16 protein-coding genes and 1 tRNA gene are annotated in these 17330 nt (G+C 71.0%); 15 read left to right on the top strand and 2 right to left on the bottom strand.

Annotated features, from left to right (window positions below; translation table 11 throughout):
* Positions 1-62 precede the first annotated feature (62 nt).
* Together JOF40_RS18985 and JOF40_RS18980 are read left to right on the top strand one after the other, a co-directional pair.
* Entirely contained in the window at positions 63-1994 is a 1932-nt protein-coding gene (locus JOF40_RS18985; protein WP_129182762.1) for a TIGR03960 family B12-binding radical SAM protein, read from the top strand.
* Between the two features lie 225 nt (positions 1995-2219).
* A complete protein-coding gene (locus JOF40_RS18980) occupies positions 2220-2420 on the top strand; it encodes a hypothetical protein (protein WP_129182760.1) in 201 nt (66 codons plus the stop codon).
* Positions 2421-2432: 12 nt separating this feature from the next.
* On the opposite strand, the gene JOF40_RS18975 is transcribed toward JOF40_RS18980, so the two are convergent.
* Positions 2433-3659, bottom strand: coding sequence for an MFS transporter (locus JOF40_RS18975; protein ID WP_188111763.1), 1227 nt, complete (start codon positions 3657-3659; stop codon positions 2433-2435).
* Between the two features lie 41 nt (positions 3660-3700).
* Between JOF40_RS18975 and JOF40_RS18970 the strand changes: the two genes are divergently transcribed.
* From JOF40_RS18970 to JOF40_RS18910, 13 genes are all read left to right on the top strand, one after another.
* Entirely contained in the window at positions 3701-4465 is a 765-nt protein-coding gene (locus JOF40_RS18970; RefSeq protein WP_209674712.1) for a TIGR03936 family radical SAM-associated protein, read from the top strand.
* A gap of 166 nt (positions 4466-4631) precedes the next feature.
* Positions 4632-7349, top strand: coding sequence for an Rne/Rng family ribonuclease (locus JOF40_RS18965; protein WP_129182756.1), 2718 nt, complete (start codon positions 4632-4634; stop codon positions 7347-7349).
* A gap of 92 nt (positions 7350-7441) precedes the next feature.
* The gene (gene rplU / locus JOF40_RS18960; protein WP_129182754.1) at positions 7442-7750 is read left to right on the top strand and encodes a 50S ribosomal protein L21; all 309 of its coding nucleotides are present in this window, start codon (positions 7442-7444) and stop codon (positions 7748-7750) included.
* A 12-nt stretch (positions 7751-7762) separates the two neighbouring features.
* Complete coding sequence (gene rpmA / locus JOF40_RS18955; RefSeq protein WP_129182752.1) at positions 7763-8026, top strand: 50S ribosomal protein L27; 264 nt, start codon at positions 7763-7765, stop codon at positions 8024-8026.
* 161 nt (positions 8027-8187) lie between these two features.
* Entirely contained in the window at positions 8188-9750 is a 1563-nt protein-coding gene (obgE, locus tag JOF40_RS18950; RefSeq protein WP_129182750.1) for a GTPase ObgE, read from the top strand.
* A complete protein-coding gene (gene proB / locus JOF40_RS18945) occupies positions 9750-10838 on the top strand; it encodes a glutamate 5-kinase (RefSeq protein ID WP_129182748.1) in 1089 nt (362 codons plus the stop codon). Before obgE ends, proB begins: the two co-directional genes overlap by 1 nt.
* A gap of 53 nt (positions 10839-10891) precedes the next feature.
* Positions 10892-12481, top strand: a complete 1590-nt coding sequence (locus JOF40_RS18940) for a helix-turn-helix transcriptional regulator (protein WP_129182746.1) — start codon at positions 10892-10894, stop codon at positions 12479-12481.
* Positions 12482-12500: 19 nt separating this feature from the next.
* The gene (locus JOF40_RS18935) at positions 12501-13748 is read left to right on the top strand and encodes a glutamate-5-semialdehyde dehydrogenase (RefSeq protein WP_129182744.1); all 1248 of its coding nucleotides are present in this window, start codon (positions 12501-12503) and stop codon (positions 13746-13748) included.
* A gap of 126 nt (positions 13749-13874) precedes the next feature.
* Positions 13875-14027 carry a hypothetical protein gene (locus JOF40_RS18930; protein WP_188111764.1) on the top strand — a complete coding sequence of 51 codons (153 nt, stop codon included), beginning with the start codon at positions 13875-13877 and terminating at the stop codon, positions 14025-14027.
* 5 nt (positions 14028-14032) lie between these two features.
* On the top strand, positions 14033-14677 hold the full coding sequence (gene nadD, locus JOF40_RS18925) for a nicotinate-nucleotide adenylyltransferase (protein ID WP_281286509.1): 645 nt from the start codon (positions 14033-14035) through the stop codon (positions 14675-14677).
* Positions 14674-15027: a ribosome silencing factor gene (gene rsfS, locus JOF40_RS18920; RefSeq protein WP_129182740.1), complete on the top strand. Its 354-nt coding sequence runs from the start codon at positions 14674-14676 to the stop codon at positions 15025-15027. The genes nadD and rsfS overlap by 4 nt, the downstream gene beginning before the upstream one ends.
* The gene (locus JOF40_RS18915) at positions 15024-15683 is read left to right on the top strand and encodes a histidine phosphatase family protein (RefSeq protein WP_129182738.1); all 660 of its coding nucleotides are present in this window, start codon (positions 15024-15026) and stop codon (positions 15681-15683) included. The genes rsfS and JOF40_RS18915 overlap by 4 nt, the downstream gene beginning before the upstream one ends.
* 65 nt (positions 15684-15748) lie before the next feature.
* Positions 15749-15821: transfer RNA gene (locus JOF40_RS18910), tRNA-Ala, on the top strand.
* Positions 15822-15892: 71 nt separating this feature from the next.
* On the opposite strand, the gene JOF40_RS18905 is transcribed toward JOF40_RS18910, so the two are convergent.
* The gene (locus tag JOF40_RS18905) at positions 15893-17260 is read right to left on the bottom strand and encodes a GntP family permease (RefSeq protein ID WP_129182736.1); all 1368 of its coding nucleotides are present in this window, start codon (positions 17258-17260) and stop codon (positions 15893-15895) included.
* Between the last annotated feature and the right edge of the window lie 70 nt (positions 17261-17330).

Genomic DNA, 17330 nt, shown 5'->3' with positions numbered 1-17330 from the left:
CCTAGCGATGCCGGGGTGCCACGGTTTTCGTCGAGGTGCGGCGACCGCCTACCCTTGAGGACATGACTGTCGAGTCGCTGTTCCCCCGCCTGGAGCCCCTCCTGCCGTCCGTCGGCAAGCCCATCCAGTACGTGGGTGGAGAGCTCAACGCCACGAGCAAGGACTGGGAGTCGGCCGAGGTGCGGTGGGCGCTGATGTACCCCGACGCCTACGAGGTCGGCCTGCCCAACCAGGGCGTCCAGATCCTGTACGAGGTGCTCAACGAGCGCGACTGGATCCTCGCCGAACGCACGTACGCGGTCTTCTCCGACATGGAGAAGGTCATGCGCGACAACGACATCCCGCAGTTCACGGTCGACGCGCACCGTCCCGTCCGGGCCTTCGACCTCATGGGCATCTCGTTCTCGACCGAGCTCGGCTACACCAACTTTCTCACCGCGATCGACCTGGCCGGCATGCCGCTGCACGCCGTCGACCGCGGCGACGACGACCCCATCGTGATCGCAGGCGGGCACTCGGCGTTCAACCCCGAGCCCATCGCCGACTTCATCGACGCCGCGGTGCTGGGCGACGGCGAGGAGATCGTCCTGGCGATCAGTGCCGTCGTGCGGGAGTGGAAGGCCGAGGGACGTCCCGGCGGCCGCGACGAGGTGCTGCTGCGCCTCGCGATGTCGGGCGGCGTCTACGTGCCCAAGTTCTACGACGTCACCTACCTGCCCGACGGACGCATCCAGCGCGTCGTGCCCAACCGTCCCGGCGTCCCGTGGCGCATCGCGAAGCACACGCTGATGGACCTCGACGCGTGGCCGTACCCCAAGAACCCCCTCGTGCCGCTGGCCGAGACGGTTCACGAGCGGTTCAGCGTCGAGATCTTCCGCGGATGCACGCGCGGCTGCCGCTTCTGCCAGGCCGGGATGATCACGCGTCCGGTACGCGAGCGCTCGATCGAGGGCATCGGTCAGATGGTGCAGAACGGCCTCGACAAGACCGGCTTCGAGGAGGTCGGCCTGCTGTCGCTGAGCAGCGCCGACCACACCGAGATCGGAGAGGTCGCCAAGCAGCTCGGCGACCGCTACGAGGGCACCAACACGTCGCTGTCGCTGCCGTCGACCCGCGTCGACGCCTTCAACATCACGCTCGCCAACGAGTTCAGCCGCAACGGACGCCGCTCGGGCCTGACGTTCGCGCCCGAGGGCGGCAGCGACCGGCTGCGCAAGGTCATCAACAAGATGGTGTCGGAGGACGACCTCATCTCGACCGTCGCCGCGGCGTACTCGCACGGCTGGCGGCAGGTCAAGCTCTACTTCATGTGCGGTCTGCCGACCGAGACCGACGAGGACGTCATGCAGATCGGCGAGCTCGCCAAGCGGGTCATCCAGACCGGTCGTGAGGTCTCGGGGCGGCACGACATCCGCTGCACCGTGTCGATCGGCGGCTTCGTGCCCAAGCCGCACACCCCGTTCCAGTGGGCGTCGCAGCTCGACCACGAGACGACCGACGCCCGCCTGCAGAAGCTGCGCGACTTCGTCCGCGCCGACAAGAAGTACGGCAAGGCCATCGGCTTCCGCTATCACGACGGCAAGCCCGGCATCGTCGAAGGACTCCTGTCGCGCGGCGATCGCCGCGTCGGCCGCATCATCGAGGCGGTGTGGCGTGACGGTGGACGCTTCGACGGCTGGAGCGAGCACTTCTCGTACGACCGCTGGGCCGGCATGGCCGAGGAGGTGCTGGCCGACGAGCCCGTCGACCTCGACTGGTACACGGTCCGCGAGCGCGAGTACGCCGAGGTGCTGCCCTGGGACCACCTCGACGCTGGACTCGACCGCGACTGGCTCTGGGAGGACTGGCAGGACGCGATCGACCCGTCGGGTGCCCTCGAGGTCGAGGACTGCCGCTGGACGCCGTGCTTCGACTGCGGCGTGTGCCCGCAGATGGATCTCGAGATCCAGATCGGCCCCACGGGCAAGAACCTGCTGCCGCTGACGGTCGTCTGAAGCCATCGCGCTGGGATCCCACGTTCTCGTGGTGTCCTGGCACCTACCGAGGGTTGCAACCCTGGCTAGGTGCCGGATTCCCACGTTCTCGTGGTGTTCCGGCACACCGTCTGAGGTAGGGGTGGGGCGTCTGAGGTAGCGCCGACGCGTGCAGGTCCCGGAGTTCGTCCGATGTGGGCGAGGTGCCTCAGCGACGAGTGTGGGTGATGTCGAGAAGGAGACATCATGTTCACCGATTTCACCGCCCAGTCCATCGCCCAGCACGAGGAGCACGAGCTCGTCCGGACGCTCGAGCGTCGTCGTCTCGCCGCCGAGCGCGCCGTCAACCAGCACGGGGGAGAGCGTCTCGCCCTGATCGCCCACCTGGCGCGCGAGAGCCGCAAGGCCGGGGCGACGGTGGCGGGGCACCTGCACCTGGCGGGCTGAACAGGTCGAGCGTCAGTACCGGTGGTCGAGCCCCACCGTGTCCTCGAGCATCACCGGACGCGCGACGATCGTGCCGCACACCGCGATGACCCCGCCGAGCGCCATGAGGCAGATCAGCGGTGCCGTCCACGAGCCCGTCAGGTCGTGGAGTGCTCCGACGCCGAACGGACCCGCCCCGGCGATCAGGTAGCCGGCGCCCTGCGTGACGACCGAGAGGGCACCGGTGCCGGCCGTCGTGCGGGTGCGGCGCGCGATCATCGTGAGGGTCCACGTGAACGCGCCGCCGCCGAGCCCGAGCAGGACGGCCCACACCCATGGCGTGGTCGCCGGAGCGATCAGCACGCCGAGCCAGCCGGCGACCGTCAGGACCGCGAACGCCCACGGCAGGTACGGCGTGTCGCCCGTCAGCCGCATCAGCGAGGGCAGGCTCAACGTCAGCGGGATGCCGACGGCGCTGATGACCGCGAGCAGGGCACCCGCCGACCCGTCGGAGACGCCGGCGTCGGTCAGGATCTCGGCGAACCAGCCGAACTGCGCGTACGCCCCGGCAGACTGCGCGGCGAACAGGAGCACCATGGCCCACACGAGCCGCGACCGGACGAGCGCACGCAGCGGCAACCGTTCGGTGGCGACGGGGGAGTGGTGCACGTCTCGCCGCAGCATCAGCACCCACGGGACGAGGGCGACGCACGCCAGCACCGCCCAGGCCGCCAGTCCTTCGCGCCAGCCGCCCAGGGCGTCCGACAGCGGGACCGTCGTGACCGATGCCGTGGCCGCTCCGGCCATCAACGCCGCACCGTAGAGCGAGCTGACGAGGGCGATGCGGTCGGGGAAGTGGGCCTTGACCAGCGGCGGCAGGATCACGTTGCCGACGGCTGCACCGGCCAGGGCGACGACGCTGCACAGCAGGAACACGATCCGGTCGTCGACGAGCGACCGCGTCACGATGCCGGTCGCCGCGAGCACCAACACGGTCGCGGCTGCCCTGTGCAGTCCGGCGCGGCGCACCAGACCGGCCGTCCCGACGCCGAACACCGCGAAGCACACGACGGGCAGGGTGGTCAGGACGCCCGCGACCGTCGCGCTCATGGACAGGTCGTCGCGGACGCTGCCCAGCACGACACCGATGCTGCCGACGGCGACGCGCAGGTTGACGGCGAGCAGGATGATCGCCACCCCGACGAGCCATCGGCCGCCGGAGGTCGGGACGGGGGTGGGGGAAGGGGCTGGTGACGTCACCGCTCCATCGTCCACGGGACCCGCGCGGGTAGCCTCGACGGGTGACGACCCTCGAGGGGACCCCCAATCCCGAAGCGCCGAACCCGCAGCTGCCGATCGTGCAGAAGCTGCGCATCCGCTACGCCAAGCGCGGACGTCTGCGGTTCACGAGCCACCGCGACTTCGCCCGGGCGTTCGAGCGCGCGGTGCGCCGGGCCGGCATCCCGATCGCCTTCTCGTCGGGCTTCACGCCCCATCCCAAGATCTCGTACGCGAACGCCTCGCCGACGGGTGCGGCGAGCGAGGCCGAGTACCTCGAGATCGGCATGACCCGGGCGTGCGACGCCGCGCAGGTGCGCGAGGCGCTCGACGCGGCGCTGCCCGCCGGGCTCGACATCGTCGACGTCGTGGTGGCGAGGCCGGGTGCGTTGGCCGACAGGCTGCAGGGCAGCGAGTGGCAGATCGCGCTGCCCGGCGTGACGGTCGAACACGCCAGCTCGGCGGTCGCCGGATTCCTCGCAGCCGACGAGGTTCTCGTCGAGCGAATGATGAAACGCGGCCTGCGCACGCTCGACTGTCGGTCGGCCGTGCAGCGCCTCGCGGTGCGTTTGGACGACACCTCGGCGGCACCGTGTGCGATACTGGACGTGGTCGTGCGACACGACACACCGTCGATACGACCAGACGACGTTCTTGCCGGACTCCGTTCCAGCGGGGGCCTCGAGCTCGAGCAGACGCCCATCGCGACTCGCTTGGCCCAAGGTCCCCTCGACACGGACGAAGGCACGGTAGGCGATCCACTTGCCTTCGACCGCGACGCGCCCTGACCGGGTGCCGACCGCGGCGGCAGGTGCGGGAGTCGATGTGACAGACCGGGGCGCGCCGTCGCACCCAGGCGCGTGGCGCAGGGGTTGACCGAACTTCAGGTCCGCAGGCCGGACCGCAGACGAGCCCGGGGCCGATCCCAGATCGGCGCAGGGCGAAGGAGAGCGCATGCTCGACGAGAACGACACCCCTACCGACACCACTCCCGCTCCGCAGACCCGGCGCCGATCGGCCGGACGCCCCGCCGGTCCGCCGGCGGCCGTGAGTTTCTCGGCACCTGCCGCGCCCGCAGCACAGGCCGCGCCCGCCAAGCCGGCCAAGAAGGCCGCCGCTCCCGAGACGCCTGCCGAGCCGGCCAAGGACGCAGCTCCCGTCGCGAGCGGTGCCGACGACGCGCCGCCCCCGGCCAAGAAGGCCGCCCGCCGTCGCCCGGCCAAGAAGGCCGCCGCGCCGCAGCCCGAGGTCGCCACCGACACGGCGGACGACGTCGACGAGGCAGCGTCCAGCGACGCGGCGGCCGCCACGGACAAGACCGCCTCCACCGACGAGGTCGAGCCCGACGTCACCCCGAAGGTGCGCCGCGCCGCCACCGCGGCGATGTTCCAGGCACCCGAGCCCGGCCTCGCCCCGGCACGTCCCGCGCGCGTCGAGCCGGATGCTGACGACCCTGCCGACGCCACCGACTCCGACACCGACGAGTCGACCGACTCCGACGACGACGACCCGGACGCGCCGCGCAGACGTCGTCGCAGCCGTGGCGGACGTCGTCGTCGCAAGGGCGACAGCGACACCGACGACCAGGCCGACTCAGACGACGACGAGGAGACCGAGGACGACGGGAACGGCGGCACGCGCCGCCGCCGTCGCCGGGCCCGCGCCGGCGAGGGTGCCGACGTCCAGCCCGACGATCCCGAGAACACCGTGGTGCGCGTCCGCAGCGGCCGCAGCGCCGAGGACGAGATCACGGGAGTCCAGGGCTCGACCCGCCTCGAGGCCAAGAAGCAGCGCCGCCGCGAGGGCCGCGAGGCCGGACGCCGTCGGGCCCCGATCGTGTCGGAGGCCGAGTTCCTGGCCCGCCGCGAGTCGGTCAAGCGCGAGATGGTCGTGCGCCAGCGCGATGACTACACGCAGATCGCCGTCATCGAGGACAACGTCCTGGTCGAGCACTACGTGGCCCGCGAGTCGCAGGTCTCGATCATCGGCAACGTCTACCTCGGCAAGGTGCAGAACGTCCTGCCGAGCATGGAGGCGGCCTTCGTCGACATCGGTGCCGGCCGCAACGCCGTGCTGTACGCCGGCGAGGTCGACTGGACGACGCTGGGCAACGGCAAGGCCCGCAAGATCGAGGACGCCCTGACGCCCGGCCAGACGATCCTGGTGCAGGTCTCGAAGGACCCCATCGGCCAGAAGGGCGCCCGCCTGACGAGCCAGGTCAGCCTGCCCGGACGCTTCCTGGTGCTGGTCCCCGGTGGCCAGACCAGCGGCATCTCGCGCAAGCTGCCCGAGAACGAGCGGGCCCGTCTCAAGACGCTGCTCAAGGAGGTCCTGCCCGAGAACACGGGTGTCATCGTGCGCACGGCCGCCGAGGGCGCGACCGAGGACCAGCTGACCCGCGACGTGACGGCACTGTCGGCACGGTGGGAGGTCATCGAGGGCAAGGTGGCGGCCGGCAAGGCACCCGAGCTGCTCTACTCCGAGCCCGACCTCATGATCAAGGTCGTCCGCGACCTGTTCAACGAGGACTTCCACGGACTCGTCGTCGAGGGCGACGACGCCTGGGACATGATCAAGGGCTACATCGACCACGTCGCTCCTGACCTCACCGATCGCGTCAAGCGCTGGGACAACACCGAGGTCGACGCGTTCACGTCGTACCGGCTCGACGAGCAGATCCACAAGGCGCTCGACCGCAAGGTCTTCCTGCCGTCGGGCGGCTCGCTGGTCATCGACCGCACCGAGGCGATGACGGTCGTCGACGTCAACACCGGCAAGTACACCGGCTCGGGGGGCAACCTCGAGGAGACCGTCACCAAGAACAACCTGGAGGCGGCCGAGGAGGTCGTGCGCCAGCTGCGCCTGCGCGACATCGGCGGCATCATCGTCGTCGACTTCATCGACATGGTGCTCGAGAGCAACCGCGACCTGGTGCTGCGACGACTCGTCGAGTGCCTCGGCCGTGACCGCACGCGCCACCAGGTCGCCGAGGTCACGTCGCTGGGTCTCGTGCAGATGACGCGCAAGCGCATCGGCACGGGCCTGCTGGAGTCGTTCAGCCACGAGTGCGACCACTGCCACGGTCGTGGCGTCCTGATCCAGGACGCGCCCGTCGAGCCCAAGCGCGACGAGCCGCGACGCGGTCAGCGTGGCGGTCGTGGCAACGGCGGCGGTGGCAATGGCAATGGTGGCGGCAACAGTGGCACCAGCAACCAGGGCGGCCGCAACGGCAACGGCAACAACAACGCCGGTGGCGGCAACCGTGGCGGAGCACCCAAGCCGGCGGAGCCCAAGCCCGCGGAGCCCAGGCCGGCGGAGCCCAAGCCCGCCCAGCCCACGGCGGCTCCCGAACCGGCCGCGGCGGCACCCGCCCCCGTCGTCGAGGCCGCGGCATCCGAGTCGTCCGTGCCCGAGACCTCCGTCACGGAGTCGTCCGCGCCGAAGACGCCGGCAGCTGCCGTGCCTGCGGCTGAGACGCCTCAGGTCGACGCTGCCGCGCCCCCCGCTCCCGACGTGGCCGAGAAGCCCGCCGTGACCCGCCGAGCCCCGCGCAAGCGGGGGTCTGCGACCAAGCCTGCCGGTCCGCCGGCACCTGCCGAGCCGCTCCCTTTCGGTGGTGGCCGCGACGGGGGAGATGACCCCGTTTTGACCCGCGAGGGTCCGGCTACGTAAACTAGTCCTTCGGTGCGCTCAGCGCCCCGTCTTTCGCGCGTCCTGCTTCCATGTGGGCGCGCCCCAGCGTTGAAATGAGTGAGGATTCCGTGGTGTACGCAATCGTGCGCAGTGGCGGCAACCAGCAGAAGGTTGCTGTCGGCGACGTCATCGAGATCGACAAGGTCGTCCAGGCCGAGGGCGAGACGGTGTCGCTTCCCGCCGTTCTCTTCGTCGACGGCGAGACAGTGACGGCTGATGCCGACTCGCTGGCCAAGATCACCGTCACGGCCGAGGTCCTCGGCCTGACGAAGGGCCCCAAGATCGTGATCCAGAAGTACAAGAACAAGACGGGTTACAAGAAGCGCCAGGGTCACCGTCAGAAGTACACCCAGGTCAAGATCACCGAGATCAAGAAGTAGAGGACTGAGCACATGGCACACAAGAAGGGCGCAGCTTCTACCAAGAACGGCCGCGACTCCAACTCACAGCGCCTCGGCGTGAAGCGCTTCGGCGGCCAGCAGGTCAACGCCGGCGAGATCATCGTCCGCCAGCGTGGCACCCACTTCCACCCCGGCACCAACGTGGGCCGCGGCGGCGACGACACGCTCTTCGCGCTGTCGGCGGGTGCGGTCGAGTTCGGCCGTCGTCGGGGACGCAAGGTCGTCAACATCGTCCCGGCCGCTCCGGCTGCCTGACGCCAGATCATCAGCACCACCTGCATCACGTAGCACCAGTTCGTTGGGGCGGTCCGCAGCTGCGGACCGCCCCAACGCGTTTGTGACGTGACTGCTGTCCCTGCACGACCCTCACGCCCTCACCGGATCCTCTGGTCGGGCCCGTACGGAAGGAGCGGCCGATGGCTGTCCCCAGCTTCGTCGACAAGGTGACGCTCCACGTCGCGGGCGGGTCCGGTGGCGACGGTGTGGCCTCGGTCCACCGCGAGAAGTTCAAGCCCCTCGGTGGTCCCGACGGCGGCAACGGTGGCAACGGCGGCAGCGTGATCCTCGTGGTCGGCGCCGACGTCACGACCCTGATCGACTTCCACCACGAGCCGCACCGCCGCGGCACCAACGGTGCTCCCGGCGCCGGCAACAACCGCAGCGGCAGCAACGGCGACGACCTGGTGCTGCGGGTCCCCGAGGGCACCGTCGTCAAGGACCAGACCGGCGAGGTGCTGGCCGACATGACCGGCCCCGGCACCGAGCTGGTCATCGCGCAGGGCGGCCGCGGCGGCCTCGGCAACTCCGCGCTGGCCTCGTCCAAGCGCAAGGCCCCCGGCTTCGCGCTCAAGGGCGAGCCGGGCGACGAGCTGACCATCACCCTCGAGCTCAAGGTCGTCGCCGACATCGGGCTGATCGGCTTCCCGAGCGCCGGCAAGTCGAGCCTCATCGCCGCGGTGTCGCGTGCCAGGCCCAAGATCGCCGACTACCCGTTCACGACGCTGGCGCCCAACCTCGGTGTCGTCACAGCCGGCTCGACGACGTTCACGGTCGCCGACGTCCCCGGCCTCATCGAGGGTGCCAGCGAGGGCCGTGGCCTGGGCCACGACTTCCTGCGCCACGTCGAACGCTGCGCCGCCCTCGTGCACGTCATCGACTGCGCGACCGTCGACCCCGGTCGTGACCCGCTGACCGACCTCGACGTCATCGAGGCCGAGCTCAAGGCCTACTCCGACGCCACGGGCAGCGATCTGCTCGACCGTCCGCGCCTCGTCGCGCTCAACAAGACCGACGTGCCCGACGCCAAGGAGATCGCCGGCTTCGTGCGCGACGAACTCGAGGCGCGCGGCCTCGACGTGTTCGACGTTTCGGCCGCCAGCCACGCGGGTCTGCGCGAGCTGTCGTTCGCGATGGCCGAGATCGTGGCGTCGCGTCGTGCCGCGGCCCCCGTCGTCGAGGTCACCCGCATCGTCCTGCGCCCCAAGGCCGAGGCTGGTGTCGGTCGCGAGTTCACGATCACCCAGATCAACGACCAGTGGGTCGTGCGCGGCGAGAAGCCCAAGCGCTGGGTGCGCCAGACCGACTTCGCCAACGACGAGGCGGTGGGCTTCCTGGCCGACCGGCTCAACCGGCTGGGCGTCGAGGACGAGCTGCTCAAGCTGGGTGCCTCGCCCGGCGACGACGTCGTCATCGGCGACGAGGACAACGCGGTCGTGTTCGACTTCGATCCGCAGATCCCGGCGGGCGCCGAGGTTCTGGGTCGCCGCGGCGAAGACCTCCGCATCGACCAGTCCGACCGCCGCACCAACGTGCAGCGCCGCGAGGAGCTGGCGGCACGACGTGCGTGGGAGGCCGAGAAGCGCGAGGCCCGCACCGACAGCCGCGAGCCCGACTGGAGCTTCCCTGAGGACGAGGACGACCTCGAGAGCGGCGACGTCCCCGGCATGCTGGACGGCGGCGAGGGCGAGGACGTCCGCTAGTGGCGCGCATCGTCGTCAAGGTCGGCTCGTCGTCGCTGAGCTCGGCCGGCGGTGGGCTCGACGGTGAGCGGGTCGACGCCCTGGTCGACGCCCTGGCGGCGGCACGGGCGCGCGGCGACGAGATCGTCCTGGTCAGCTCGGGTGCCATCGCGGCCGGGCTCGCGCCCCTCGGGCTCGCGCGCCGTCCCCGCGACCTCGCGACGCAGCAGGCGGCAGCCAGCATCGGGCAGGGCGCGCTGATCGCCCGCTACGCGGAGCGCTTCTCCAGCCACGGCCTCGTGGTCGGCCAGGTGCTCCTGACCGCCGACGACGTCACCCGTCGCAGCCACTACCGCAATGCCTTCCAGACCTTCGCGCGCCTGATCGACCTCGGCGTCGTGCCGATCGTCAACGAGAACGACACCGTCGCGACGAGCGAAATCCGGTTCGGCGACAACGACCGTCTCGCGGCACTCGTGTCCCACCTGGTGCACGCCGACCGTCTGGTGCTGCTGTCGGACGTCGACGGCCTCTACGACGGCGACCCGGCCGTCGCGGGGTCGCAGCTCGTCACCGACGTGCGGGACGAGGCCGATCTCGAGGCGCTCGACATCGTGCGGCCCAGCGCGTCGGCGATCGGCACGGGCGGCATGGTCACGAAGGTCGAGGCCGCCCGCATTGCCACGGGAGCCGGCATCCCGGTGCTCCTGACGTCGGCGGCGCACGCCGACGTGGCGCTGTCGGGCGGGCAGATCGGCACGACGTTCCACGCGACGGGCCGGCGACGCCCCACGCGGCTGCTGTGGCTGGCCCACGCCAGCACGACCAAGGGACGCGTGCACCTCGACGCCGGTGCCGTCCGAGCCCTCACGCAGCGCAAGGCCTCCCTTCTGCCCGCCGGCATCACGGCGGTCGGCGGCGACTTCTCCGCGGGCGACCCGATCGACCTCATCGGCCCCGACGACGTGGTCATCGCCCGCGGCATCGTCAACTACGACAGTGCCGAGCTGCCCGAGCTGCTGGGCCGGTCGACGCACGAGCTGGCGGCCGCACTGGGCGCGGAGTACGAGCGCGAGGTCGTGCACCGCGACGACCTGATCCTGCTCTGACCGATCCTCCGGATCTGCCCACGCGGCGACGGCGGACGAGTAGCGTGCGGCTCATGGACGGCGACGAGCTCGCGGCAGTCGTGGCGCGGGCGATGACCCATGACGCTGCCGAGGCGCTGTGTCGTCTCGCGCCTGCCGTCGCCGACGGCGACCGAGCCGCCCGGGCGGCGGCCGTGTTCGTCGAGATCCTGTCGTGCCGGTTCGACGAGGCGCTCGACGCCGCGCACCTGCTCCTGGCCGACGGCCCCTCGTCGAGGATCGTCACGGCGGCCTGCGACCTCGCCGTCGCGGTGTGCGCGGCATCCGTGGCACCCGGTCCCGCGGATGCGCCCGACGACAGCGCCCTCGGGGAGATCACCGTGATGCTCGAGGTGGAGGCCGCGATGTCGTCCGGATCGATCGGCGCAGCAGCACGTATCGCCGAGGGCGTGGTCGGCAGAGGGGTGCAGACCCCGGCCGGGGCGTGGAGTGCACTCGCACTGGCCAGGGCGCGCTGCTTCGAGGGCCGGTTCGTCGAGGCCGACGCGCTCGTCGGACGGGTGCTGGACTCTCCCGAGATCGCCGGGTGGCCGCAGATGAGCCTCTTGGGCCTCGGCGTCCGCATCTTCGTCGACGCCCACCTCGACCGTCCTGACGCCGTCCGCCGCGGTCTGGCCGCGCTGCGTGAGGCGCGACCCGGGACGTCGCGCGCCGACTACGTGTTCGCCGGGGCCCATGCGCTCGCCGCCTTCGGTGCCTGCGCGGTCGGGATGCTCGACGATGCCGCCCAGCTGATCCTGCGCGCCGGTGGCGGCGACCACCTGCCGCGCCTCCAGGTCGTGGACCGCCTGTACGGCTACGAGATCCTCGTCGAGGAGGCCCTCGCGAGGAACGATCTCGGCGCGGCGCACGTGTGGTGCGAACGCGCCGACGGGCTGCCGATCGGGGAGCACCCCATGGCCGGTGCCGCGCTCGGACGCATCCGCGCCCGCCTCGCCGTCGCCACGTCCGACGTCGCCACCGGCATGCAGGCCTCGGCCTACTCCGGCGCGCTCGCAGCGCTGGCCGGCGGCGAGCTCGAGGTCATCCGGGCGCGCGTCATCGAGGCGTCCGCGCGCACGGCGTCGGGCGACCGGGTGCGTGGCATCGAGGAGCTGGAGGACGTCGCCCGGCGCGCCGGCGCGACCGGGGCGGCAGCGCTGCGTCGATGGGCAGAGCGTGAGCTCGGCGTGCACGGGCGTCGTCTGCGCAACGTCCCCGGTCACGGCTGGGAGACGCTCACCGAGACCCAGCAGTCGGTCGCCCGGCTCGCTGCGGCGGGCCTGCGCAACCGGGAGATCGCGGCCACGCTGTGGATCGCCGAGAAGACCGTCGAGCACCACGTCGCCGCGGTGCTCGAGGCACTCGGGACCACGAACCGCGTGGGCATCGGCCGGGAGCTGGGTGGGGCCGCCGTCGCGCCGTCGTTCGGTGCGGGCCTGACGACCCGGCAGCGCGAGGTCGCCGTGCTGGTCGCCCGCGGCTGCTCGAACCGGCAGATCTCGACCCTCCTCGGGGTCAGCGAGAAGACCGTCGAGAAGCACGTCGCCGCGCTGTTCGAGCGTCTCGGCGTGCGCACCCGGGCCGCGATCGGGGCTACCGTGCGGGGGCCGGAGCCGGGGTGACGGCCGATAGGCTCGACCCATGAAGGACCAGGTCCACGCCGCCGCCCGCCGAGCCCGCACCGCCGCCGCCACGCTGGCCGTGACGCACCGTGCCGACAAGGACGCCGCGCTCCACGCCATGGCCGACGCGCTCGTGGCGGGCACTGCGGCGATCGTGTCCGCCAACGACCGTGACGTCGAGGCGGCACGGGCCGCGGGCACGGGCGAGAACGTCGTCGACCGGCTGCGGCTCGACGCCGGCCGGGTGGCCGCCTTCGCCCAGGGGCTGCGCGACGTCGCGGCGCTGCCCGACCCCGTCGGCGAGGTCGTCCGCGGGTCGACGCTGCCCAACGGCCTGCGCATGCAGCAGGTGCGGGTGCCGATGGGCGTCATCGGCATGATCTACGAGGGGCGTCCCAACGTCACGGCCGACGCCGCCGCGATCTGCCTCAAGGCCGGCAGCGCGGTGCTGCTGCGCGGTTCGTCGTCGGCGGCGCGCTCGAACGCCGCGATCATCGACATCATGCGCGAGGCGCTGGTCGGGGCGGGCCTGCCGGCCGACGCGGTGCAGCAGATCCCCGCCGACGACCGCTCGTCGGCCACGCACCTCATGCAGGCCCGCGGACTCGTCGACCTGGTCATCCCGCGGGGCGGCGCCGGTCTGATCCAGGCCGTCGTCGAGCAGTCGACCGTCCCCGTCATCGAGACCGGCGTGGGCAACTGCCACGTCTACGTCGATGCCGACGCCGACCTCGACATGGCGCTCGACATCGTCCTCAACGCCAAGACGCACCGGACGAGCGTCTGCAACGCCGCCGAGTCGCTGCTGGTGCACCGGGCGGTCGCCGACGTCTTCGTGCCCCGCGTCGTGGCGGCGCTGCACGAGGCCGGCGTGACGGTGCACGGCGACCCCGCGTTCTGCGCGACCGACGCGGCCGTCGTCGAGGCCACCGACGACGACCACGCCGCCGAGTACCTCTCGCTAGACATCTCGGCGCGCGTGGTGGAGTCGATCGACGAGGCGATCGCGCACATCCGGACGTTCTCGTCGGGTCACACCGAGGCGATCGTGACGTCGTCGCTGGCCGCGTCGGCCCGCTTCACGACCGGCGTCGACTCCGCAGCGGTCATGGTCAACGCCTCGACCCGGTTCACCGACGGGGGAGAGCTGGGCTTCGGTGCCGAGATCGGCATCTCGACCCAGAAGCTGCACGCCCGTGGGCCCATGGGCCTGACGGAGATGACCACGACGACCTTCGTCGTCACGGGCGACGGCCACGTGCGCTGAGACCGAGGGCGCGCAGCGCCCGCGCGTCGAGGCGCGCCAGCGAAGCGTGAGCGCCTCGCGGCGCAGCCGCCGGCTGCGAGGCGTGGTGAGGTGAAGGACTCGCGGCGCATCGGCTAGATTGTGCACATGCATTCGTTCCTCGTCGCCGCCGAAGAGTCCGAGCACCAGCTGCGTGACATCGGGATCAACCCGTACGGAGTCGGCGCCATCGCTCTGACGATCCTCGTGGTCCTGGTCCTGGCACTGCTGGCGTTCGGCAAGGGCCGCGAGCACTCCTGATCCGCGTGGACACCGCCCGGCGGCGCGTCGGCGTCATGGGCGGCACGTTCGATCCCATCCACCACGGCCACCTCGTGGCCGCGAGCGAGGTCCAGTCGTGGTTCGACCTCGATGAGGTCGTGTTCGTCCCCACGGGACAGCCGTGGCAGAAGGCCGACCGCGACGTCTCGCCCGCCGAGGACCGCTATCTCATGACGGTCATCGCGACGGCCGCCAACCCGCGGTTCAACGTCAGCCGCGTCGACATCGACCGGCGCGGGCCGACCTACACGATCGACACCCTGCGGGATCTCGCAGCGCTGCACCCCGACGCCGACCTGTACTTCATCACGGGCGCCGACGCGATGGCCGCGCTGCTCACGTGGCGCGACCACGACGAGCTGTTCGAGCTGGCCCAGTTCGTCGGCGTCACCCGCCCGGGGCACGAGATGGACGAGTCGACGCTGGAGGGCCTGCCGGCCGATCGCATCACGATCGTCGAGATCCCCGCCCTGGCGATCTCGTCGACCGACTGCCGCCACCGCGTTGAGCGGGGCGAACCCGTCTGGTATCTCGTGCCCGACGGCGTCGTCCAGTACATCGGCAAGCACGAGCTCTACCGTGCGGACACCGACACAGCCATCACACCGACAGAAGGCACCACCACATGACAGCCACCGACCGCGCCGTCGAGCTGACCCGCGCCGCAGCCGATGCGGCCGACGACAAGCTCGCGACCGACATCATCGCCTTCGACGTCTCCGACCAGCTCGCGCTGACCGATGTCTTCCTGCTCTGCTCGGCTTCCAGCCAGCGCCAGGTCAAGGCCGTCCAGGACGCGATCGAGGAGCGCATGATCGCCCTGGGCGTCAAGGCCGTGCGCCGAGAGGGAGAGCGCGAGGGACGTTGGGTCCTGCTCGACTTCCAGGACATCGTCGTCCACGTGCAGCACCAGGAGGAGCGGGTGTTCTACGCGCTCGAGCGGCTCTGGAGCGACTGCCCCGTCGTCCCGGTGTCATGACGCTGGAGTCCCACCAGCGGCGGGTCGTGCTGTGGCGCCACGGCCGCACCGAGTGGAACGTGGCCGGACGCGTGCAGGGCCAGACCGACACCCAGCTCGACGAGGTCGGCCGAGAGCAGGCGCGCAGCGCGGCGGTGAGACTCGCCGCCCTGGCGCCCGATCGCATCGTGAGCTCCGACCTCGTGCGCGCCCGCGACACGGCCCAACAGCTCGCCGAGGCGACCGGCCTCGACGTCGGGCTCGACGAGCGCCTGCGCGAGATGAACTTCGGCGGCCGTGAGGGCATGACGTGGCGCGAGGCGTGGGCGGCCTTTCCCGACGGCATGCGGGCGTGGGTCGACGGTGACGAGACCCAGATCCCCGGCAGCGAGACGCATCGCGGAGCCGGAGACCGCTTCGCCGCCGCACTCCACGACCACGTCTCGCGGCTGCGCGCCGGCGGGACGCTCGTCGTCGTGGCACATGGTGCCGTGCTGCGCACCGGCGCGTGCTCATTCCTGCAGATCCCCGAGTCGCACTGGTCGTCGCTGGGTGCCCTCAGCAACTGCTCGTGGTCCGTCCTGGAGGAGAATCGCAGGGGCGACTGGTCCAAGTGGCGGCTCACGGAGTGGAACGCCGGAACCCTCCCGGAGCCCGTCCTGTCGGATGAGCAGTGACCCGGTTTGGGCAAGCCAGAAGCGGCACGCTAAGATTGGCGAGGCCCTGCTGAGGGGCTCACCGCGGGGCATTGGCGCAGTTGGTAGCGCGCTTCCATGGCATGGAAGAGGTCAGGAGTTCGAATCTCCTATGCTCCACTCTCAGCACCACGATGACGAAGGCCCCGCCTCACGGCGGGGCCTTCGTCGTTCTCCCTGCGGTGCGGCGCTCAGACCACCAGGGCGATCGCGATCACGATCGGCAGCGACACGATCGACGCGATGCTGGTCACGACCGTCATGGTCTTGAGCGCGCCCTGGGTCGTCAGGTTGAGCAGCGACTTGAACATCCAGAAGAAGTTGCTGTTGACCTGCAGCGCGAACATCGAGCCCGAGGCAATCGCCAGGCCGATGGCGATGGGTGCCACGCCGGTGGAGGCGACGACCGGCGCGATGATGCCTGCCGCGGTGATGGCGGCGACCGAGACCGAGCCGATGGCCAGGTGGAGCAGCGCGGCGATGAACCAGGCCAGCAGGACGCTGACGATGATGGGCGCGCCGGCATCGGCCGAGAACAGGTCGGCCAGCGTCTTGTCGAGCCCGGTCGAGGTGATGACCTCGCCCAGCGAGCCGCCGATGCCGGTGATGAGCAGGATCTCACCGGTCGTGCTGAAGCCGGACGAAAGTGCGCCGTCGGTCGACTCGCGGCCCGCCGTCCAGCGCGACAGCAGGTAGGCCCCGACGAGGCCGACGAACAGCGCGATGTTGGCGTCGCCCATGAACGCGATCGCCGGGGTCGAGAAGTCGAGCAGGTCGGCGAAGGCCCCGAACGCGATCAGCACCAGCGGCACGAGGATCGGCAGCAGCAGCACGACCAGGGGCAGGCCCCGCTCGTCGGATGCCGAGGCGCGCGAGCGCTCGTCGGCGGCCTCGGAAGATGCGGTCTCGCGCTCGGCCGCGGCACCGTCCTCTTCATCCTGCTCGGGCTTCCAGTAGCGGGTACGCAGCAGCAGCGAGAACAGGAACGTCGTGACCAGTGCTGTCAGCGGGCCGAGCACGATGCCGTAGACGAGCCAGGTGCCCAGCGGGATCTTGAGCAGGCCGGCGATCGACACGGCCGCGAGCCCGGGGATGACGAAGACGTAACCCGCGAAGATGCCGGTCCCGATGGCGCCGGCGAGCAGGGGCAGGCCTCGCCGGCCGATGTGCGGCGCGGACGAGCGGGCCAGCGGGGCGGCGAGCACGACCTGCACGTCGACATAGATAGACGGGAAGATCGTGGAGAGGGCACCGGCCAGTGCGTACGGCAGACGTCCTGGTCCGACCAGTCGCAGCAGCGCGTGCACCAGCCTGGTGAAGGTGCCCATCGAGTGCAGCAGCGCCCCGATCAGCACGCCGAAGCCGATCAGCAGCCCGACCTCGGCCATGATCGATCCGAAGCCCGTGGTGATCGCGGTGATGGTGTCCTCGAAGCCCACGCCGGCCGCCAGGCCGAGGTAGAGCGAGGCGACGATCAACGAGATCACCGGATCGACCTTGACGGCGATGATGAGCCCGACGGCGATGCCGATCGCGATCACGGTGTGCAGGACTTCCACGGACGTACCCCCTGAGACGACGACATGCCGAGACGAGTGCCGGCCGGTCGTCCTGCACTCTACTGCGACG

The organism is Aeromicrobium fastidiosum, from assembly GCF_017876595.1.
Lineage (GTDB): Bacteria > Actinomycetota > Actinomycetes > Propionibacteriales > Nocardioidaceae > Aeromicrobium > Aeromicrobium fastidiosum.
Note: the sequence above shows the minus strand (reverse complement) of the source record. Positions and strands in the feature narration are given on the sequence as shown.

What these genes read in the sequence shown, in the direction of transcription:
- rsfS (WP_129182740.1), top strand. Translation starts at nt 14,674, where the DNA reads ATGACAGCCACCGACCGCGCCGTCGAGCTGACCCGCGCCGCAGCCGAT.
- JOF40_RS18935 (WP_129182744.1), top strand. Translation starts at nt 12,501, where the DNA reads ATGAAGGACCAGGTCCACGCCGCCGCCCGCCGAGCCCGCACCGCCGCC.
- JOF40_RS18940 (WP_129182746.1), top strand. Translation starts at nt 10,892, where the DNA reads ATGGACGGCGACGAGCTCGCGGCAGTCGTGGCGCGGGCGATGACCCAT.
- JOF40_RS18980 (WP_129182760.1), top strand. Translation starts at nt 2,220, where the DNA reads ATGTTCACCGATTTCACCGCCCAGTCCATCGCCCAGCACGAGGAGCAC.
- JOF40_RS18965 (WP_129182756.1), top strand. Translation starts at nt 4,632, where the DNA reads ATGCTCGACGAGAACGACACCCCTACCGACACCACTCCCGCTCCGCAG.
- JOF40_RS18985 (WP_129182762.1), top strand. Translation starts at nt 63, where the DNA reads ATGACTGTCGAGTCGCTGTTCCCCCGCCTGGAGCCCCTCCTGCCGTCC.
- rpmA (WP_129182752.1), top strand. Translation starts at nt 7,763, where the DNA reads ATGGCACACAAGAAGGGCGCAGCTTCTACCAAGAACGGCCGCGACTCC.
- JOF40_RS18930 (WP_188111764.1), top strand. Translation starts at nt 13,875, where the DNA reads ATGCATTCGTTCCTCGTCGCCGCCGAAGAGTCCGAGCACCAGCTGCGT.
- obgE (WP_129182750.1), top strand. Translation starts at nt 8,188, where the DNA reads ATGGCTGTCCCCAGCTTCGTCGACAAGGTGACGCTCCACGTCGCGGGC.
- JOF40_RS18915 (WP_129182738.1), top strand. Translation starts at nt 15,024, where the DNA reads ATGACGCTGGAGTCCCACCAGCGGCGGGTCGTGCTGTGGCGCCACGGC.